Raw genomic sequence first — 21,410 nt, 5'->3', positions numbered from 1 at the left:
CGAAGCATAGGCTCCACTTTGTGGGGCTTTTTGTTTTGGGGTCCCCGCAAAGTACCTGGAATAAGCATCGAAGCATAGGCTCCACTTTGTGGGGCTTTTTTAGGTCAAAATCTTGCACATGGCTGGTCATAATCCCTCCTTCTTGCCGATGGCGGATGTATTACTATAATGACAACTTACAAATTGTTGAGGTGATGCTACATGGAGGCTGTACAACAACCAGTGCCCAAGAGCCGGCGGAAGTTTTGGACTCCCAAGCGGAAAGAGGCTTTGATCGGGTGGCTGTTTCTGGCCCCGGAAATTGTCGGGATGCTGCTATTAAACGTATTCGCCCTTGGATTTTCTTTGTATTTGAGTTTATCCGATTGGGATATGCTGTCGGGCGTCAAGGGTATCGAGTTTACCGGACTGGATAACTACATCAAGATGTTCCATGATCCGACCATTATTCAAGCGATAAAGAACAATTTGATTTATATGGTTCTTACAGTGCCGATCCCGATTGCGATTGCTCTGGTGCTTTCGGTATTGATTCACAACAGCGTGTTCTTCAAGAGTTATTTTAAAGTTGCATTCTTTATTCCTTATATCTCATCGATCATCGCAGTTGCTGCCGTGTGGAGCGCATTATTCCACCCGTCGCTGGGACCGATCAACCAGTTTCTGATGGAACTCGGGATCAGCAGTCCGCCGAAATGGCTGGTCGATCCGAAAACGTCGCTCTTGGCGATTTCAATTATCAGTTCCTGGGCGGGGTTGGGCTACACGATCATTATCTATATGGCCGGGCTCACGAACATTTCGAATGAAATTTACGAAGCCGCGGATATTGACGGCGCCAGTGCAATTAAAAAGTTCTTTGCCATCACGGTTCCGATGCTTCGTCCGACAACCTTCTTCCTGTTGATTACGATGCTGATTGGCTCGTTTAAAGTGTTTGACATCATCGCCTTTTTAACGGAAGGCGGCCCGAACAATTCTTCTACCGTGCTGGTATTCCGCATCTATGAGGAAGGCTTTCAATATTACAATATGGGATACGCTTCGGCCATTTCCTGGCTGCTGTTCGCGATAATCGGTCTGATTACCGCGCTCACCTGGAAAATGAGAAATGAAGAATAAGGAGGGAGAGGAATGTACATGCAGCTGCTTCGAAAAAACATGTCCAAAGTGGTAATCACCCTTTTCATGGGGGCTTTGTCCATCGTGTTTCTCGTTCCGCTCATCTGGATGATTTCCGCGGCTTTCAAATATGAGAAGGACGTTATGCGTTTTCCGATTCAATGGATACCCGAGAAGGTGAATTTGGCCTATAATTTCAAGATGGTCTGGATGGGAAGAGTCCCCTTCTATGATTTCTATTTCAATTCTTTTAAAATAGCGATTATTACGACCTTAATCACGCTGATTATCTCATCCATGGCAGCTTATGCGCTGACGAAGATTCGATTCAAAGGACGGAATCTTGTCTTTATGGCCTTGCTCTCGTTCATGATCATTCCGGATCAGGCGACGCTGATTCCGCGATTTCTGCTGATTCGCTGGTTTGGTCTCTACAATACGCATGCGGCCATCATCTTCATGAGCATGTTCTCGATCTACTTTACGTTCCTGCTGCGCCAATTTATGATCGGGATCAGCGATGAATATTTGGAAGCGGCCAGAATTGACGGAGCGGGCCATCTGCGGACATTTGCTTCCATTATGGTGCCGCTGTGCAAGCCTGTGCTGGCGACGGTTGCGATCATTAAATTCATTTGGACCTGGAACGATTACCAGAATCCGTTGATCTTCTTGCTAGACAAGGACTTATACACCATTCCGCTGGGTATGACGCTGTTCCGTGATGACTACACCAACAACTATGCCATTATGATGATGGCGGCGGTATCGGCGATCATTCCGCTGGTCATTGTGTTCATCGCTTTGCAAAAGCAGGTCATAAACGGCATTGCTTTAGGCGGGGTAAAAGGTTGATACTAAGTCTAAAGTCAAAAATCAGAAGTTTGCGGAAAGTCAAAAATGTAATCCTAGAACCTCAAAATTGTGCACTTGATCGGCCTTGCTGGTGCCTATAATGAACATGGAAACAGCACGACAACTAATTTATCTGTGCAGGGGGAAGTAAGATGAAGAAAAAAAGCAAACACAGATTATCCGTCATTCTTAGCACGATCCTGGCGAGCACCCTGGTATTAAGCGGCTGCGGGAATTCCGGATCAGAAACGGGTGCTAGCAAAAACGCCGGAAACGGTCAGACGGACAAGCAGGTTACCGTCAAGTATTACAACTGGGATAACGAAGCTCAACAGGCGGGTACGGACGCCATGCTTCAGGAATTTATGGATCAGAATCCGAATATCAAGGTCGAACACGTGGTTCTGGTACCCGGCGATTCCGTGGAAATGTTGAAAAAGCTGGATTTCCTGATCTCTTCCGGCGAAGCAATCGACGTGATACAGTTTCCAAGCTTGGGCGGAGTTCTCGAACGGGCTACACGCGGAGCTCTTGCTCCCCTGAACGAGTTCTATGAGCAAGAAAGTCTGGTTCCGGAAGACGAGTACTTCGTCAATGCCAAGGTAGATGACAAGTATTATGGCATGCAGTACACCAAGAGCATGAACTATGTGATGCTCAACAAGGATGCTCTGAATGAAGCGGGACTTGAGGTTCCGAAATTCGGCTGGACTTGGGATGATTACCGCGAATACTCCAAAAAGCTGACCAAGGGCGAAGGCGTTGACAAGCGTTATGGGTCTTACTTCCATACGTGGGAGCTTTATATGAATGCTCCGGCGCAAACCATGATGAAAGATCCGTTCGTATACGAGGACGGAACGACCATTCTGTCCGATCCGACTTACAAGTATTTCTTCCAGCTCCGCAAAGATATGGAGGAGACGGACAAGTCGGCCAAACCTTACAGTGACGTGCTTGCCGCGAAGCTGAACTACCGTACTGAATTTTTCAATGAAGAAGCCGCTATGATTCTTACAGGCAACTTTACGATAGCGGATCCAGGCAATACGGAGCAATATCCGCATGATTTCAAAACAGCCTTCGCTCCTGTACCTGTGCCTCCTGCTGGCTGGGAACCTAAAGAGTATGAAGGAAAATACTTCACGAGCGGCAGCATGCTGGCGATGGGCGCCAATTCCGCCAACAAGGAAGCTTCTTTCAAGCTTATGAGATTCATGACAACAGCCGATTCGGACAACAGACTTGAGTTTTCTGGCTACAAGAAGGCTAATAACGAAGAATTACTGACGAAGCTGGTTGCCGGTAAAGAGGATAAGTACGACATGGATTCCTTGAAATATACGCTGTTCAGCGATGATATCCAGTATCTGGATGCAGCCAAAGTCATGATGACAGCTACCTCGGAATTGACCAAGATCATTGATGACGGCTTTGCAAAATTCATGCTCAGTAATGAGCCGATTGATGAAGTTCAGAAATGGATGGTTGACGAAGCAACGAAGATCATCAACGAAAAAGGCTTAGTTAAATAATCGGGCCTTGATAAAAACCGCAAGGTTGATGCTTAGCTATTGATTGGAAGGGCTGTCTTCAGTGATCATACATCTGAGGCAGCCCTTATTCTATTGTGATATTCAAAAATAGGAGCAAAGCGATGATCAACGATAATAGAAAGCTTGTAGAACGACGGCCTGCACAGCTCTGGACGGAGGCTTTTCCCATCGGCAACGGGAGACTCGGAGCGATGGTATTTGGCGGTGTGTCCACCGAGCGGATCGGTTTGAATGAAGATTCCGTCTGGTATGGCGGACCAAAACAGCATGACAATCCAGAGGCGTTAGAAAAGCTGGATGATATCAGATCTCTTCTTCGCTGTGGGGAGCTGCGAGAAGGGGAGCAGCTGGCGCTTACACATTTTACGAATGCTCCGCCATACTTTGGACCTTACCAACCGTTGGGAGAGTTGCTGCTTCAGTTCAAATCCGGCACGTCAGAAGTTAATCATTACAGGCGGGAGCTGAATCTGAGGACAGGCGTTGCTTCCGTAAGCTGGGAAGAGAAAGGTATTCTCTATGATCGAGAAGTCTTTGCTAGCGCTGTTCATCAAGTGCTGGTCGTTCGTATTTCCGCATCGGAGCCTGCAGCTATTCATGTATCAGTCCGGTTAAGCAGGCGACCCTTCGATGGAAACATAAAGCGAGAAAATGAACGTACATTGGCGATGGAGGACATATGTGGGCCGGATGGTGTTAAATACGCGGCAGTACTTCATGCTGATACGATTGGCGGCAAGTGTGAAACGGTTGGCAATTACCTCAATATCCAGTCTGCCGATGTCGTTACTTTGCTGCTCGCCGCTCAAACATCGTTCCGCTGTGCTGACCCGTACCGGGAGGCGCTGAGACAAGCGGAATCCGCTATATTGCTGCCATATGGCTCATTGCTGGATGAGCATATTGCTGATCATTGCGCTTTATTTGAGCGAGTAAGTCTGGAAATCGAAGCGGCTGATACATGGATAACTCCGGTAACGGAAGAGAGCGCTTCAGAGGCAGAAGATGCACTTGTTGATAAACCTACTTCGGAGAGACTACAGCTTTATCGGCAAGGGGTGAATGATCCTGGGCTTGAGGCGTTGTTCTATCAATATGGCCGGTATTTACTGATGGCAAGCTCGAGACCGGGGGGGTTACCTGCCAATTTGCAGGGAATCTGGAATGAAAGTTTCACGCCACCCTGGGAGAGTGATTATCATCTGAACATTAATTTGCAAATGAACTATTGGATTGCCGAGACAGGTAATTTGCCAGAATGTCACGAGCCATTGTTCGATTTTATCGATCGTTTGGTCATCAACGGGCGGAAGACCGCGAAATCTCTGTATGGGGCGAGAGGTTTTACGGCGCACACTTCATCAAATCTGTGGGCAGAGAGCGGCTTGTTTGGAGCATGGACACCCGCTATTTTCTGGCCGATGGGCGGGGCATGGCTGGCACTTCATTTATGGGAGCATTACCGCTATAGCCTGTCAGAGTCATTCCTGCGTGAACGGGCTTATCCAGTCCTGAAGGAGGCTTCCTTGTTCTTTCTTGATTTTCTTGTTTTTGATGAGAACGGCTATCTGGTTACTTCGCCTTCGCTCTCACCGGAGAACAGCTATATTAACGAGAAAGGACAGATCGGTTCCTTATGCTCTGGTCCTTCGATGGATTCACAAATTTTATATGCGTTATTTACCGCCTGTATTGAAGCAGCGGAGATTCTGGAGCTGGATGAGGAATGGAGTAGACAATGGAGTGGTACGCGGGCGAAGCTTCCTCAGCCTCAAATCGGCCGATACGGACAGGTCATGGAATGGGCTGTTGATTATGAAGAGTTTGAGCCGGGTCATCGCCATATCTCACATTTATTCGCTCTGCACCCGGGAGAACAGATTATCCCTCATCACATGCCCGAGTTAGGGAAGGCTGCCAAGGCAACGCTGGAACGGCGCTTAAAGAATGGCGGAGGACATACCGGTTGGAGTCAAGCGTGGATCACGAATTTCTGGTCCAGACTTGGCGAGGGAGAGAAAGCGCATGCCAGTCTTCGCGAGCTGCTGGTCAAGGCAGTACATCCGAATTTGTTCGGTGACCATCCCCCTTTTCAAATTGATGCCAATTTCGGCGGAGCGGCCGCGATCCAGGAGATGCTGCTGCAATCCCATGGCGGCGAAGTTCGTTTGCTTCCTGCTCTGCCGTCCTCATGGGCAAGTGGTTCGGTGAAGGGACTGCGTGCTAGGGGCGGTTATACCGTAAATATTAGCTGGAAAGAAGGCAAGCTTGAAGCGGCTGAGATTTATTCGGAGAATTTCAGGGATTGTGTTTTATTTAGCGGGCAGCAGCTTGTCATACTTGATTCCACGCATGTTCCTGTACCTATAACATGCCTAAGCTCAGGCTTGGGTTATCAATATACGTTTGCGGCTGAGGGGGGAGAGACCTATCTGATTGTTTTAAAAAGATAATGAACCATGTCATTTATTCTATTGGATCTAAGTTTCATACTGAAGCAAAACTCATGTGAGGGAGTGAATAAAGATGAATGATGATTTGAAGCAGCATACGGATGATCTTGCGGCTTTGCCGACCCCAGAGCAGCTAGTCTGGCAGGACATGGAGCTCGGGATGTTCTGCCATTTTGGAATCAATACGTTCTGTGACCAGGAATGGGGGGAAGGCAAGGATGCTCCGGCTTTGTTTAATCCGGACCGCCTGGATGCCAAACAGTGGGTCAGGTCCGCGAAGGAAGCGGGATTCCGTTATTTCATATTGACGGCCAAGCACCATGACGGCTTTTGCCTGTGGCCGACGGCGACAACGGATTACTCCGTAGCCTCGAGCCCGTGGAAGGATGGGCTGGGCGATGTCGTAAAAGAATGCGCAGATGCTTGCCGGGAAGAGGGGATCGGATTCGGTATTTATGTATCCCCTTGGGACAGGCATGAGCCATGTTATGCCGACCCGCAGAAATATGATGACTTTTACTGCAAACAATTGGAGGAACTCTTAACCGGCTATGGTCCACTGGTGGAAATATGGTTTGACGGTGCGGGGTCGGAAGGCCGCGAATATGACTGGCCCCGAATCATGGATCTCGTTAAAAGGTATCAGCCCAGCGCCATGGTGTTTAATATGGGCGCGCCGACGATCCGTTGGGTCGGCAATGAGGATGGTGTAGCTCCGTATCCTTGCTGGAACACGGCCGATTCTTCGCGGGGCAGCATGTTCAGCGAAGAATCGCTGAAGTGGCTGCCGGAGACGCCCGGCTGGGTACCTGCGGAATGCGATGTTCCCATTCGCAAAGACCGCTGGTTCTGGCATCCAGACGAAGAACACTTGTTGTTGTCCGTTGATCAGTTAATGGAAATCTATTATCGATCGGTCGGACATGGGGCGACCTTGCTGCTCAATGTCGCTCCAGACCATCGGGGGCTGCTTCCGGAAGCCGATGTAAAGCGGCTTCTAGCATTTGGCAGAGAGATCGAGCGTCGGTTTGGTCATGCCCTGGCTGAAAGCTCGGGATCGGGTGAGGTCGTAGAGGTTACCCTTCCTGGAGCATGCGTGATCGATCATGCCGTTGTCATGGAGGACATTGCTTACGGAGAACGGGTAAGTCAATATGTGCTGGAAGCCTTCATCGATGGAGAGTGGCTTGAGGTTACACGCGGCAGCGCGATCGGCCACAAAAAAATCGATGCATTCTCTCCGGTATCTGCCGACAAGGTGCGTTTACGGGTACTGCAATCGGCAGCAAGTCCGAAAATCAAAAACATAGCGCTTTATCGCTGTGGGCAATAAACGTTGGATTTTATCATCATGAGGTGGAGGGGATCTGTAATGGCAATGCTCACTTGGGAGAACGGACAATACGTGTTGAACGGGCAGCCGTACCGGATCATATCGGGAGCGATTCACTATTTCCGTGTCGTTCCTGAATATTGGGAGGACAGGCTATTAAAATTAAAGGCCGGCGGCTTTAATACCGTTGAAACTTATATCGCCTGGAATGTACACGAACCCAAAGAAGGGGAATTTAACTTTAGCGGCATGGCCGACGTCGTATCGTTTATCGAATTAGCCGGGAAATTAGGCCTGCACGTTATTGTCAGACCAAGCCCGTTTATCTGTGCGGAGTGGGAATTTGGAGGTTTGCCGGGCTGGCTGCTTAGTTATGGAGAAGTCCAGCTTCGTTGCAGTGACCCGCTCTATTTGAGCAAGGTGGATCATTATTACGATGAGCTGATCCCAAGACTGGTTCCTCTACTGTCCACAAACGGCGGGCCGATTCTGGCCGTGCAGGTCGAAAATGAATACGGTAGTTATGGCAACGATCACGCCTATCTGGAGTATTTGCGCGCAGGGCTGGTGCGGCGGGGTGTTGATGTGCTTCTCTTTACCTCCGACGGGCCAACCGACGAAATGCTGCTAGGCGGGTCACTTGATGATGTGCATGCGACTGTGAATTTCGGTTCCAGGGTAGAGGAATCCTTCCGCAAATACCGGGAATATCGAACGGAAGAGCCGCTGATGGTCATGGAATTCTGGAACGGCTGGTTTGATCACTGGATGGAGGATCATCATGTGCGGGATGCGGCGGATGTCGCCGGCGTACTGGATGAAATGCTCGAGAAGGGCTCCTCGATCAATATGTATATGTTCCATGGTGGAACCAACTTCGGCTTTTACAGTGGAGCGAATCACATCCAGGCATATGAGCCAACAACGACAAGCTATGATTATGATGCCCCTTTGACGGAATGGGGGGATAAGACAGAGAAATATGAGGCGGTACGGTCGGTCCTCAGCAAGCATGGTTTTGCGCCAGGTGGTGTCTTCCCGGAGCCCGTTCCTAAGGCAGCCTACGGAAAGGTTGCTTTGGCTGAAATGGCCGGTCTATTTACGGAAGCCAATCTACAGCATCTCTCAGAACCGATAAAAAGCGTATGCATCCAGCCGATGGAAAAATTCGGCCAGTCCTATGGCTTTATATTGTACAGCACCTTTCTTCAGGGACCGCGGCAAGGACAGCAGCTGCATATCCAGGAGGTCCGAGATCGCGCCCAGGTATTTCTGGACGGTCGGCCGCTCGGCGTAATCGAACGTTGGAATTCAGAGCCGCTCGATATTACCGTTCCCGCAAACGGAGCCAGGCTGGATATTCTCGTCGAGAACATGGGCCGGATCAATTATGGGCCGCTTATCCGTGATCCCAAGGGAATCACGGAAGGTGTGAGAATCGATAACCAGTTCCTGTATGATTGGACGATCCGGACCCTGCCGCTGGAGCCCGAAATGCTGGCCTCACTCTCTTATAAACCGGTTATGGATGAAGGGCAGTCGGAGCAAGAAGAGCTGTCCATGCCGGAGTCAGAAAACGCGGGCCTGCCAGGATTTTACCGCGGCTGCTTTGAGGTGGAGGACATCGGCGATACGTTTCTTCGCTTTGATGGCTGGACTAAGGGTGTTGCCTGGATCAACGGCTTCAATCTCGGCCGGTACTGGAAGGCGGGGCCGCAAAAGGCATTGTATATTCCCGGCCCTTTATTGCATAAAGGGAACAACGAACTGGTTCTTTTCGAACTGCATGGCCGTCCCGAATCTTGCGAAGTAGAACTGTCGGATCAACCGGACCTTGGACAGACCGCGGCGGTGGACGAGGCTGTGCTCAATTTCGTACAGGACGGAGAAGACAAATAGTCCATAAAGACACCGATATTGTACAGTTCACCAAGTTCAACGAGCCCGGCCAGAGAAGCTCTCTGGTTGGGTTTTTGCTGCAAATAAGATAAATGATGGCATGGGTTCTGAAGTATAGCTTCCCTTTTTGTTCATTTAGGTATTTAATGTTTATATAGGTTCAAATTAGGTTTCTTTTTGTTCGTATTAATTTTACATTATGTTGGGAAGCAGCTTTACCTATCGGATTGGGAAAGGAGAACACATGAACGATTATAAAGATAGAATGAACCGGATTGTCCAGAACGTTGCGGAACAAGCATGGAGACAGTCTCTGCAATCCAGCGGACTGTGGTTTCATAGGGATGTGCGTGATAACTTCTATTATGCCTCCTATCTGTTTGCTGCTTCGGTAGACTTTGAGAATGATCCGCGGTTCAACCGGCAGGAAGGTAAGCGTCTGGCTGAGGAGGTTCTGGGTCGTGTGCTGCGGCTGCAGAACAGGGACGCGAAGAGTCAGATGTACGGACACTGGCCGCTGAACCTTGGGTCGAAACCGGAAGCGGCGAATCCGCATGCGCTGCCGGTAGAATTGATGGGAAGCTTGATGGTTTTTTTCCATCGTAAGTTTGAAAGAGAGATGAGCGAGGGCTTGGCGGCGGAGTTTGTGGCTGCGGTGGAACACATCTACCACGGAGGTTTTTTTCGCAAGCCGCTCACCGTGTGCAATCATCATGAGGCTAAATATACGGTAGCCAAGTTAATATTCGGCCAGCGCTTTCGCGATAAGGAACTTCTGGAAGACGGAAAACAAAGTCTTCGGGATACTCTGAGTCTGCTCCGCCGGGAAGGTATGGCTGAGTATGGGTGCCTGCCGTGGTTCTGGCATTGGACACAGGCGTTCACCTGTGCGCTGGAATTGGCGGAGGAGCCGGAATTGAAGCGGGAGCTTAATGAACTGTTGGATGAGTTGTGGAGCCTGCGCACGTCCTATTATTTGAAAGGGGCTTGGGTAGGAGCCCGCTCCAGGGGATGGCCGCATGATGCGCCGAGGGATGCCAATGTGCTTCACGACTATGTGCAGTTCGGCGATTTCAGCCTCCCGGAGGAGATGCCGCGCACGGAGTATGCCGGTTTTCTGTTCCACGAAGCGCCGGAAGCTAAACGGCGCCTAGCCTTAAATCGAAGCGAACCGACGGAAGTGCGCAAGGCTCTGATGAAGTCGGTTGACGGCGAGATGCGGCAGCTGCACTCTTATGCTTATGTGACGGAATACTTTGCGGCGGGCGGATTGTGGGAGCGGGTTCGTGAGTTCGACAACGAGCAGCTGCGCTGGATGTTCAGCCTCCCTGTCCGCACCGGCGGCAAGGCAAATCAGCTGTATTTTTTTCACCCGGGAGAGGGATATGATCCTTCTGGAAGCGATCCCCGTCACCAAAGCGAGTGGATGGAGGTGCTGTACCACAAAAATGTGGTGCTGGCGCTGTATCCGCTGCCGGAATCAGCGGATGATGGGGGCGGAGAAGTTGTTGGCGTTCTACCGGAAGGGGAATGGTTGTATGAGGCAGAAGCTTTGTACGGCAAAGTAGACGATGTCTATTTTGCCGTTCATTTGAGCAACGGGACTGCTTATGACATTAGGGAACAGTCCGGCTATCATTTGGTTGTTTGTCAGGGAGCCGGAATCGGTCTTACCATAGAGGCGGTGTCCGTTCAAGAAGCGGAGCACAGGGGCATCGGACAGCTAGCGGCATTTGCGCGGCGGATGTCCGAACACGGACCGGAATTCAAAACAGACGGCAGCCTTGAGGTTGCGTATACAGGATGGATGACCGAGGATCGACTACATCTGAAGGTCATGGCTTCAGGCAGCTCAGCGAGAACGATAAACGGAGCGGAGTGTACGTTTGAATTGTATTCTGTGTAGTTATCGAATAGAAAAGAGGAGTTAAGATGAAGAAACTGCAGCTGATTCAAAAAATCGCGGAAGAAGGAGTCGTCGCCGTCCTGCGCGGCGAAACGCCGGAGCAGGTTGTGGAGATGGCCGAGCAGGCGATTGCCGGCGGCATCAAAGTGATTGAGGTGACGATGACCGTACCGTTTGCGCTCCGGGCTATTGAAACGCTGTCGCGTAAATATTCCTGGAACGCCCAAGACCCTTCCTCCTACGCCATCATTGGGGTAGGTACAGTGCTTGATCCGGAAACCGCGCGTGCTGCGATATTGAGCGGTGCCCAGTTTGTTGTTGGGCCGTGCCTGAGCAGGGATACCGTGATGTTGTGCAACCGCTATCGGATTCCGGTCATGCCGGGGGTAATGACAATCAAGGAAATCCAGGAAGCACTGGAACTGGGGGCGGACATTGTCAAGCTGTTCCCTGGCAACCTGTATGATCCGTCGATGATCAAGGCGATCAAGGGTCCGCTGCCACAGGCGAATATTATGCCGACCGGTGGCGTCTCGCTTGATAATCTTGGCGAATGGATTAAGGCGGGGGCAATAGCCGTCGGTATTGGCTCGGATCTGACAAGCGAAGCCTTGAAGCGGCAGGACTACAGCTTGATCGCCCAAAAAGCGGCCGATTACAAGCGAGCGTATTTGCAGGCTAAAGGGCAGACGCATTAACATTAACAATACTTTAAAGTGGTAGAAAATTTTGATCAGATAACGCCTGTTGCGGACTCCCCGAGTCTTCAGTAGGCGTTATTTGTTATTTGAAAGTTCATTCTGTTTATGGTCCTTGTCCTCTCGATCATTCCCCAGTTCGATTGGAACCATATCAGGTCGATGTTTGAGGGAGGCTGGATGCCTGTTGCCAAGGCCGGATTCCATGCCTCCATGTTTTAGAAACTGATTGTGCTGATGGTGTTCCTGCCTCTGGCCAAGGGGGAGAAAAAAGGGGAGAGGGCATGGATGGGGGGAGCTGTTGCAGGTGGGTTTTAACAAGATCTCTCTATTGTATCTTTCCATTCTTCAAGGAATGAAGACCGTGTTCCGACTGAAGGAACAAAATCCGTTAATCTATCCGTTGTCCGTGCTGTTTATCATCGTGGCCTGGAATACATACATCAACACCGTCTATGTTGCTGATATCATTCAGAATGTGTGGTCGAGTTACGCCCTTCTTCACTTGTTGGTGATTCCCATGGGTCTTTATCTGATCGGGTTAACCAGAACGAAAATCCTCAAATCGAAGTGAATTTCAGAATGTGTTAGAACAATGCCCGATACCTCGGGCTTTTTTTGTGCCGGCTGCATCCAATCACAAATGTACTATTTTTTTGTTAAAAAGCTTGAAAGCGACGTAACGTCATCTTATATACTGAAGGTATCAGAGACGATTATGAAAGCAGGTGATGAAGTCGATTCCCATTCAAGAATTATCCAAACAGACGGGTATTACGGTAAGAACGCTGCGCTATTATGACCAGATTGGCCTGCTGATTCCTGCCGCCAAAACACCGGGCAAACATCGTATATACAGTGATGATGAATTAAAGAAGCTGCAGCAAATACAGTTTCTGAAAAGGCTGGGTTTCAGTTTGCAAGAAATATCGGATATGATTTCAAATCCGGAATGGAACTGGTCCACCAGTTTGATGAATCAGTTGGACTTCGTGTTGAACGAACAAAAAAAGCTGAACCAGATGGAATCGGCGCTGCGGGCTGTGCTTCATAGCATCGCGGTGGAAGGTGAGACAAGCTGGGATGTCATTCAGAAATTAATTCACCTCTCCGGAAGAGACCCATCGTTAAAGCATTCGTTAAGGCAGCAAATGTTTGAGAAGCGCGAAGTAGAGTTGTTAAATCTGCTCCCTAATATGAACAGCACGGACCCGGACTCTCTCGAGTGGATCGCTCTGTTGGGGCAGCTCAAAAGGAGGATGCAGGACGGACCCGACTCACCGGATGTACAACGAATTGTGCGGCGGATGGATGAGAAACGACTGGAGGTATTTGAAGATGAAGATCCCTTCGTAGATAAGCTGTGGGAAATCCGTAAATCTCGAGCACAGTCGGAGCAGATGGGGTTATATCCCATCGAGGATGAACTTCTTCAATTCATGGAACAGGCTTTTGAAATTTATGTATTACAAAAGGACAAAAAACAAGTTGAAGAGGGGGAGACTACTTGACGCTGGAACTGCTGCTCTCCATTGGAGCCTTATCACTCTTGGATACGCTGAGTCCAGCCACGCTTGGCGTAACGGTGTATTTGCTCTTGACCGAACGGGACCGGTTAATCCCGCGTTTATTCATTTATTTATTCACAGTGGCGGGTTTCTACTTCCTGGTAGGAGCTGCGCTTATGCTGGGCTTGGATGCTGTTCTGCAGTCCGTAACCGGCATCTTTCAGAATCGAACGGTCAGCTGGGTCATGGCCATGATCGGCGGAGTCCTGTTTATCGCCAGCTTCTTTATCCCAACGAAAAAAACGTCCGAACCGCGCCGTCCAAGATCGAAAAGCTTCGGGGCCATGATCGGGCTTGGTGTCACGACGTCCCTGCTGGAGGTAGCAACAGCCCTTCCGTATTTTGCGGCAATCGGACTCATGACAAAGGCGCAGTTAACTACGGTTCAATGGATGCCCATCCTGGCTGCATACAATATCGTGATGGTGCTGCCTCCATTCATATTGCTCGGTTTACACCTCGTATTAGGCCGCATGATGCAGCGTCCGCTGGAGAAGCTGCGCCTGAGAATCGCCAAGAGCTCCGGATCGATTCTGTCATGGGTGCTGTGCATTGCCGGGCTGATCTTGTTACTGAACAGCATAGATAACTTGTAAAGAAATCCGATTTTGAATGAAGAACTCGCTGGATAAGAGAGGGCCGAGAAGCATCGGCACCCTCCCTCGAAATCGGGAGGGTCAGCCCATGAAGAGTCAGCCTTCCAACGAGGTATGAACAGCTTCAATGGCATGTATGAAGGTTGTATCAAACAGAGGAACTTTGGAATCCTCGGGTTTTATTAATAATCCGATTTCCGTACAGCCTAGAATAATTCCTTCGGCTCCATCTTGAATCAGCCGTTCAATAACTTCTTTATAGTAAGCTTTTGAATCCGATTGGATGTGACCGAGACATAATTCCTCATATATCACTTTATTTACGATCTCTCGATCTTGTTCATTGGGGATAAGCACTTTGATGTGATTAGATTCTAATCTTTGCTTGTAAAAATTCTGCTCCATGGTATATTTGGTTCCAAGCAAGCCTACTGTACGAATCCCCTGTTCACGGATTTGATTTGCTGTGGCATCGGCGATGTGCAGCACAGGGATACTTATTTTTTCTTCAATATCCTCTAGTACCATGTGCATCGTATTGGAACATATCACAACAAAATCGGCGCCGCCTTTTTCTAAAGAAAGCGCAACTTCGCCCAATGTTTTACCGGCTTTTTTCCAATTTCCCTCAGATTGATAGCGTTCAATCTCTTCGAAATTCACGCTGTACATAAGGCATTTGGCCGAGTGGAGGCCACCCATGCGGCTTCTCACCTGCTCATTTATGATTCTGTAGTATTCAATGGAGGATTCCCAGCTCATTCCCCCGATAAGTCCAATCGTCTTCATAGATAAGCTCCTTTACGATCCTAAGTAAACCCATTATAGGGTGTTTCAACATACATAACCAATGCTATCTCTGTAACGGCTCTATGGTGTTCGCATCCGAGTGCCCGAGCTGAACACCCGTGCCCCAAATAGACTAGCAGCCCCATTTATTCGAAGATGGATTCGTATGAAGAATGCCATATTTCAACTTCATCTTATGAGAAACCGCGTAATTACGCGGTTTTTTTGTTGAGAGAAACAAGCAACTTATCCATTCGAATAATTTCCATACTTCTATCGATGATTCGCGTTTATATACATGAAGGCCTTATTTGCCATCGTTTGCTTATTTATCGTGTACGCCTCGAGTATGGCGGGCTGTCTTATCGGATGGTTGTCAAAAAGGAAAGAGAGTCAACGATAATCATCGCAGTTACCTCGCTATAGCCGTAGGCTATAACTAGATATAGCTTATATGAGTTACACTATACCGATCAATACGTGATATCTTTCTTGTAACAATTTGTATAGGAGTGTTACATAGATGGCAAAGAGCAGTGTACTGGGATATCCGCGTATTGGCGCTGATCGGGAATGGAAAAAAGCCCTGGAAGCATTCTGGGCGGGCAAGCTCGAAGAATCGGAGTTTCACAAGCAGCTGCAGGAGATTCGGTTGAATCATTTACGCAAGCAGCAGGAGAGCGGAATTGATCTGATCGCCGTCAATGATTTTAGTTATTACGATCATGTTCTGGACACGGCGACGATGTTCGGTATCGTACCGAAGCGCTTCGCTTATGAGGGCGGTGTTGTGCCATTGTCTGTATATTATGGTATGGCTCGCGGAACGAAGGACGCTACAGCAAGTGAAATGACCAAGTGGTTTAACACCAATTATCACTATATCGTACCAGAATTGGATGGGGCGGCTCCGGTTTTGACGGAGAACAGACCGCTGGCAGCTTATCGAGAGGCCAAGGAGAAACTCGGGATAGAAGGCAAGCCGGTTATTGTCGGTCCGCTCACCTTCCTGAAGTTGTCCAAAGGCTACCAAGCCTCGGAAACGGATGCCTGGCTTGATAAATTACTGCCGCTGTACGTTCAGATCCTTCAGGAGCTCACACAAGAAGGCGTTCAATGGGTACAGATCGACGAGCCGATCCTGGTAACGAAATTAAGCAAAGCCGATCTGAAGCGCTTAACAACCATCTATGAAACGTTTGCGACTTCGGCGCCTGGCCTAAACATCATGCTGCAAACCTATTTTGAATTCGTAGAAAACTATCAGGATATCATCCAGCTTCCGGTTAGCGGCATCGGACTTGACCTGGTGCATGGTTACCAAGGCAATGTGCAAGCCATTAAACAGTCAGGGTTTCCTGCGAATAAAGTGTTGGGCGCCGGTATGATCGACGGACGGGGCATCTGGAAGGCGTCCCTTCGCGAGAAGCTGTCGCAATTGGAAGAACTGACGACATACGTAGCCGCTGAACGGTTGATCGTTCAATCCTCGTGCAGCTTGCTGCATGTTCCAGTGACGGTGAACAATGAAACGAAACTGCAGCCTGAACTAAAAGGGGCGCTCGCCTTTGCCGACGAGAAGCTGAATGAACTGGTACTTTTGACAAAAGCAATCTCCACAGGCACAGCCCGAATCTCCAAGGAACTGGAGGAATGCGAGGCTGCGCTTCAGGCACTTAAACAATCTGAAGAGCGCAATCGACATGACATTCAGCAGACAGTTGCCGAGATTAGTGCTCAGAATCCGGCTCGCAGTCTGCCGTTCGCAGAGCGTCATGTCGCTCAACAGAATAAGTGGCAGCTGCCGATTCTTCCGACCACGACGATCGGCAGCTTCCCTCAGTCAGCCGAGGTGCGGAAGGCACGCCAGGCGTGGCGCAAGGGAGAATGGAATCATGAGCAGTATGAGCGATTCATTCAGGATCAAATCGATGTTTGGATCAAGCTGCAGGAAGAAATCGGCCTGGATGTGCTTGTGCACGGCGAGTTCGAGAGAACGGACATGGTTGAATTTTTCGGAGAGAAGCTTGGAGGCTTTGCCTTCACTCAGTTTGGATGGGTTCAGTCTTACGGCTCACGCTGCGTGAAACCGCCCGTGATCTTCGGGGATGTGGCATTCGAGAAACCGATGACGGTAGAGGAAACGAAATATGCACAGTCGAAGACTAACCGGCCCGTGAAAGGGATGCTAACCGGTCCGATTACGATCATGAACTGGTCGTTCGTTCGCGAAGACATCTCGCGGGAGCAGATTGCTTATCAACTGGCCTATGCCTTAAGACAGGAAGTAGAGGCGCTGGAGCAGGCGGGCATCGGAATGATTCAGGTGGATGAGCCTGCGGTCCGCGAAGGGCTGCCGCTGAAGGAGGAAGACCAAGCGGAGTATCTCGCATGGGCTGTTAAAGCCTTCCGTATGACTACATGCACGGTTCAGCCGACCACGCAAATTCATACGCATATGTGTTATTGCGAGTTCCATGACATGATCGATTCGATTGAGGCGATGGATGCCGATGTCATCTCGATTGAAACTTCGCGCAGTCATGGCGAACTGATCCATAGCTTTGAAGTCAATACCTACAGATTAGGGATTGGACTTGGCGTGTATGATATCCATAGTCCACGGGTACCTCGTGTGGAAGAGATGACAAGCATGATCGAGCGTGCACTGCGGGTCCTAGATCCGAAACTGTTCTGGATCAACCCGGACTGCGGTCTCAAAACACGCGGTAAGGAAGAAACGGTCGCATCCCTCCGTAACATGGTTCAAGCCACGGAGATCGCTCGTTCGTCCTATTCGCTGAACGTGTAACGTAGACACGATGCGTCTGCCTGTACAATTGACGTCGATCTGTCATTGGAGAATCAGGGAGGAGACACGTCGCAACGGGTTTATAAATTTAAAAGTGTATGATTTCGAGAAAGCCGCACACGTGCGGCTTTTTTTCTGCGCGGTGGTTTTGCATCGTCATGAATCTATGAAAATACTCTTGTTTGTATCCATAGTACAGTATCGGACACAAGTTGTTGACATCTTGGTAAAATCGTTGTCACATCCGGCGATTATATTCTTCTTATGGAATCGTATCTAGCACGATCATCCAGAAGGAGGAGCCATGAACTATTACAAGAAACGCAAAAAATTTGTCATCCTATTTTATATTCTACTTATTGCCATCATGTTTATTGTCGGCTTCAAAATGGTAGTAAACACAGGTGCATCTACTATGGAGCTGGTACCGGCATCATCGGCCAAACTTGCGGATTCCTTTAAGACGCTTCCTGACGTGCCCAATCATCAAGAGACATTTCGGATCGTCATCGATCCAGGCCACGGGGGAAAGGATCCTGGAGCTACAGGCGTCAGCGGCGCATATGAGAAGGCGTTCAACCTGTCCCTTGCCGGACGGGTTGCTGCCCTCCTTGAGGAGGATCCTATGTTTGAGCCTCTCTTGACACGAACGGATGACCGTTTCATCGAATTGGATGAACGGGCAGCGATCGCGAATGATTGGAATGCGGATGCCATGGTGTCCATTCATGGCAACACGTATACCGATCCTTTGACATCGGGTACCGAAACCCTATACCGGCACGCGGATAGCATTCCTTTGGCCGAGACCCTGCAGAAGCATTTGGTGAGGGCAATCGACCTTCGTGATCGCGGTATAAAGGAAGAGCAATTAAAAGTGCTCTCAACGCCGATAATGCCGGCAGTGCTTATCGAAGTCGGGTATCTTACCAATGCCGAGGATATGTCGCCTATTCCCAGAACGGGGAAGATACCATTTATGCAGGTAAGCTTCAAGGAAAGAATATACTGAGCGTAGAAGTGGGCAATCATGTCAAGTTAGAGATTCGGTATTCTTTCGAATAATGGATTGACAGATCAAACCAAAAGATGTTAAATTATCCGGCAACTAAAGCATGGCTGATGGGGTTTATATTATGAGGGTGCCGTGCCATTAACGTGCATAAGTGGAGGGGGATATGAAAAAAGTGAATGAGATAGCCCGTAACCTAAAGGGTTTCAAGGCGGAATCGTGATGAGTGACAGGTCATGGCGAATTTTTTTTGCTATCGTGACGTTGACCATATTGTCGGGAGCGGTCTTTTCATTAGTTCAATCCAGAACGACCTACAAGGAGTTGATGGGCGATCAGATCCATGACATACAGAAGATAGATCATATAACGATTGAGAAAAGGGGCATTTCGTACGGGGAGAATCGAATAAAAATTACCGATCCGGCAACCATCGAGCGCATCATGAATAGCTTCTCCCACGCGAAGTTATGGAGGACCGACAATTACCCAAGGGGGACGGATTACTGGATCTGGATTAACGTCGAATACAAGCCCTTTCAAATACATTATACGGAACCGGATATCATCCGAATCTCTCCGAATAGAGGCATACATAAGAAATATTCCTGGAGTTACAGGATCACCAATGGCTATGATAAGTCGATCATTGAAGATCTCTTTAAGGAAGAATAACAGGACCTTCAGACTTGGGCAATTTTCGTAATCATGGCAGCATTATAATTTATGAAAAGATGAGGAAACAGACGATGAAGCTAAACGAACACAACTTGGTCAAAATGCAAAACATCATCCAAGAGCACCAATTTGAACATGCAGCAGACTATTTAATCGAACATACTCGGCAAGGCATTCGGTTATCCAAACAGGGAGAGGAGAACTATACCAGCTCGTGCAATTCACGGATTGGCGGAGATCCCGATCTTCCCGAAGGAATTAAATGGCCGCTCACTTCGGATGGAACACCGATGACGTTTTTGACACAGCTGCAGTTGAGGGATTTGGCAGCTCACGACGCCACGGCTTCACTTCCGCTTAGCGGAATGCTGTATTTCTTCGTTGGCGTTGATGAACCTGCCTATAACATTGAGCACCGGGTTCTGTATCTGGCAGAGGATCAGACAGCGCCTGTAATTCGATGTAAATCGCCTGAGGGGACCGCGTTAGAAGAAGAGTTCACTGGCTACCGTATTGAAGCCAGAGCCACGCTTGAGCCTCCTAATTACGCTTATGTGGATGATGAGGTTATCGAGGATGAGGAGCACGATTTTGAATCTTACGAGGACCTGTGCCATCAATTGACGGGGCTGGAATCTGACGACATCGCGTCGATCTTTGGCTACCCCTCTACCCAGCATGGAGATTGTGAGCACGAGGCTGCTTTAATGCTGTTAACGGGATCAGAGTACAATTATTCCATGGAGGCGGCCCTGCAGCAAATTACCGATCATTGCGGCGGCAACGCGGAACGGGCCCAGCAGGAAATCCGGGATACACTGCTGCTGCTGGCAATCGATTCGGACGACGAGGTAGGATTTTGCTGGTGGGATGCGGGTGAACTGCAATTTTTCATCCGAAAAGAGGACTTGCTGGCCAGAAATTTCGAGCGCACGTATTGTTCGCTGTACTCAAGCTGAGCACGATTCAATATTGCACGATAAACTCTATGCATATTAGAGTGAATAATAAACAGATAGGGGATAGGGGAACCGCGTAACCCGCGGTTCTTTTTGTGCTCATCGTTTCCGACTAGCGGCGAGTAGGGGGTATCCAATAGTTGGAACATTGTTCCGATAGGGGCACTGTGGTAACATCGGTTTAAAGATTTGATCGGTTGAGATGACCGGTTAACCACATGCAGACTTGGAGCCTACAACATGGGAACACCTTACTCCGCTATGATTACGCTAATTGTCACGGCAGGCGTATTGAACATCATCATGGGTCTTTACGCGCTGTCTGGGCGTTCGAAACTTGCTATGGTCAAACCCTTCTTCGTCTTCAGTATGCTTGCGTCGATCTATACTTTCGGCGCTGCATTGGAATTGTCCAGCAATTCGCTTCATGAGATTCAATTTTGGATCAAGTTTGAATATTTGGGCATGCCGTTTCTGCCCCCCCTTAATCTGCTGATCATTCTGTCCTATCTTGGAATGGAACGATATCTGAGACGTCCTCTGCTGATTGGGATGTTTGCTATTCCAGTCGTAACCATGCTGCTCGTCATGACAAACGAAATGCATCATTTATACTATCGCGAGATCGGATTCTACTCAGGCATTTCCAATCTGAAAGTAGACGTGGTTGCCGGCCCATGGTACATCATTCAGGGAGCCTACACCTTCGCTTGCATGATCGGCGGAGTGATCCTACTGCTGCGGAGCTGGCATAAGATGCCGTCCTACCGGTTTCAACTGAACACGATGCTGATCGGTCTTGTTCTGCCCCTTATTGGCGATTTTCTTTATCTTGGCGGGCTTACGCCAGATGGGATGGACCCGATTCCCGTCATCATGACGGTTACCTCCGCGCTCTATCTCTGGGCACTCACCTCCAAAGGATTGTTTCATGTGGCACCGATTGCGAGAGACAACCTTTTTGCAAGTATGCGAGAAGGTGTCCTTGTATTGGACCTGGACAACAGATTGGCTTAAGAGGTTATTGAAACTTGCGGATCGTGCATTATACGAAGCTAAACACTCCGGCCGTAATACAATTCGAGTGTCGGATGAAGAGTGGTAATCTCTAAATATGAAAATAGCGGAATTTAAGTGTATAATAGCTATTGGTTTATATAATGGATGCAATGCG

17 protein-coding genes are annotated in these 21,410 nt (G+C 49.0%); 16 read left to right on the top strand and 1 reads right to left on the bottom strand.

Annotated features, from left to right (window positions below; all coding sequences use genetic code 11):
* Positions 1 to 201 precede the first annotated feature (201 nt).
* The 11 genes from PLA01S_RS05160 to PLA01S_RS05110 all read left to right on the top strand — a co-directional run bounded on the left by PLA01S_RS05160 (position 202) and on the right by PLA01S_RS05110 (position 13,986).
* The gene (locus PLA01S_RS05160) at positions 202 to 1,122 is read left to right on the top strand and encodes a carbohydrate ABC transporter permease (protein WP_127590448.1); all 921 of its coding nucleotides are present in this window, start codon (positions 202 to 204) and stop codon (positions 1,120 to 1,122) included.
* Positions 1,123 to 1,140: 18 nt separating this feature from the next.
* The gene (locus tag PLA01S_RS05155) at positions 1,141 to 1,977 is read left to right on the top strand and encodes a carbohydrate ABC transporter permease (protein ID WP_164817335.1); all 837 of its coding nucleotides are present in this window, start codon (positions 1,141 to 1,143) and stop codon (positions 1,975 to 1,977) included.
* A 152-nt stretch (positions 1,978 to 2,129) separates the two neighbouring features.
* On the top strand, positions 2,130 to 3,512 hold the full coding sequence (locus PLA01S_RS05150) for an ABC transporter substrate-binding protein (RefSeq protein WP_127590446.1): 1,383 nt from the start codon (positions 2,130 to 2,132) through the stop codon (positions 3,510 to 3,512).
* 122 nt (positions 3,513 to 3,634) lie between these two features.
* Complete coding sequence (locus PLA01S_RS05145) at positions 3,635 to 5,986, top strand: glycoside hydrolase family 95 protein (protein ID WP_127590444.1); 2,352 nt, start codon at positions 3,635 to 3,637, stop codon at positions 5,984 to 5,986.
* A 73-nt stretch (positions 5,987 to 6,059) separates the two neighbouring features.
* Positions 6,060 to 7,319, top strand: coding sequence for an alpha-L-fucosidase (locus PLA01S_RS05140; RefSeq protein WP_127590442.1), 1,260 nt, complete (start codon positions 6,060 to 6,062; stop codon positions 7,317 to 7,319).
* A gap of 39 nt (positions 7,320 to 7,358) precedes the next feature.
* Positions 7,359 to 9,218, top strand: coding sequence for a glycoside hydrolase family 35 protein (locus PLA01S_RS05135; protein WP_127590440.1), 1,860 nt, complete (start codon positions 7,359 to 7,361; stop codon positions 9,216 to 9,218).
* Positions 9,219 to 9,462: 244 nt separating this feature from the next.
* Positions 9,463 to 11,124, top strand: a complete 1,662-nt coding sequence (locus tag PLA01S_RS05130; RefSeq protein ID WP_127590438.1) for a hypothetical protein — start codon at positions 9,463 to 9,465, stop codon at positions 11,122 to 11,124.
* 26 nt (positions 11,125 to 11,150) lie between these two features.
* Entirely contained in the window at positions 11,151 to 11,822 is a 672-nt protein-coding gene (locus tag PLA01S_RS05125; RefSeq protein ID WP_127590436.1) for a bifunctional 2-keto-4-hydroxyglutarate aldolase/2-keto-3-deoxy-6-phosphogluconate aldolase, read from the top strand.
* A 307-nt stretch (positions 11,823 to 12,129) separates the two neighbouring features.
* The gene (locus PLA01S_RS32420) at positions 12,130 to 12,396 is read left to right on the top strand and encodes a hypothetical protein (RefSeq protein ID WP_246059338.1); all 267 of its coding nucleotides are present in this window, start codon (positions 12,130 to 12,132) and stop codon (positions 12,394 to 12,396) included.
* A gap of 157 nt (positions 12,397 to 12,553) precedes the next feature.
* Complete coding sequence (locus tag PLA01S_RS05115) at positions 12,554 to 13,333, top strand: MerR family transcriptional regulator (RefSeq protein WP_127590434.1); 780 nt, start codon at positions 12,554 to 12,556, stop codon at positions 13,331 to 13,333.
* A complete protein-coding gene (locus PLA01S_RS05110) occupies positions 13,330 to 13,986 on the top strand; it encodes a GAP family protein (protein WP_127590432.1) in 657 nt (218 codons plus the stop codon). The genes PLA01S_RS05115 and PLA01S_RS05110 overlap by 4 nt, the downstream gene beginning before the upstream one ends.
* Positions 13,987 to 14,082: 96 nt before the next feature.
* Here the strand turns inward: PLA01S_RS05110 and PLA01S_RS05105 are convergent, their stop codons facing one another.
* Positions 14,083 to 14,775: an aspartate/glutamate racemase family protein gene (locus PLA01S_RS05105; protein ID WP_127590431.1), complete on the bottom strand. Its 693-nt coding sequence runs from the start codon at positions 14,773 to 14,775 to the stop codon at positions 14,083 to 14,085.
* Positions 14,776 to 15,298: 523 nt separating this feature from the next.
* On the opposite strand from PLA01S_RS05105, the gene metE reads away from it, so the two are divergent.
* From metE to PLA01S_RS05080, 5 genes are all read left to right on the top strand, one after another.
* Positions 15,299 to 17,587, top strand: coding sequence for a 5-methyltetrahydropteroyltriglutamate--homocysteine S-methyltransferase (gene metE, locus PLA01S_RS05100; protein WP_127590429.1), 2,289 nt, complete (start codon positions 15,299 to 15,301; stop codon positions 17,585 to 17,587).
* A gap of 304 nt (positions 17,588 to 17,891) precedes the next feature.
* Positions 17,892 to 18,599: an N-acetylmuramoyl-L-alanine amidase family protein gene (locus PLA01S_RS05095; protein WP_246059337.1), complete on the top strand. Its 708-nt coding sequence runs from the start codon at positions 17,892 to 17,894 to the stop codon at positions 18,597 to 18,599.
* Positions 18,600 to 18,821: 222 nt separating this feature from the next.
* Positions 18,822 to 19,274 carry a hypothetical protein gene (locus PLA01S_RS05090; RefSeq protein ID WP_127590427.1) on the top strand — a complete coding sequence of 151 codons (453 nt, stop codon included), beginning with the start codon at positions 18,822 to 18,824 and terminating at the stop codon, positions 19,272 to 19,274.
* Between the two features lie 104 nt (positions 19,275 to 19,378).
* Positions 19,379 to 20,236 carry a YwqG family protein gene (locus PLA01S_RS05085; RefSeq protein WP_246059336.1) on the top strand — a complete coding sequence of 286 codons (858 nt, stop codon included), beginning with the start codon at positions 19,379 to 19,381 and terminating at the stop codon, positions 20,234 to 20,236.
* 240 nt (positions 20,237 to 20,476) lie between these two features.
* Positions 20,477 to 21,253 (top strand): histidine kinase N-terminal 7TM domain-containing protein, encoded by a 777-nt coding sequence (locus PLA01S_RS05080; protein ID WP_246059335.1) that lies wholly within the window; start codon positions 20,477 to 20,479, stop codon positions 21,251 to 21,253.
* Positions 21,254 to 21,410 lie beyond the last annotated feature (157 nt).

This window comes from Paenibacillus lautus NBRC 15380, from assembly GCF_004000945.1.
Lineage (GTDB): Bacteria > Bacillota > Bacilli > Paenibacillales > Paenibacillaceae > Paenibacillus_AQ > Paenibacillus_AQ lautus.
Note: the sequence above shows the minus strand (reverse complement) of the source record. Positions and strands in the feature narration are given on the sequence as shown.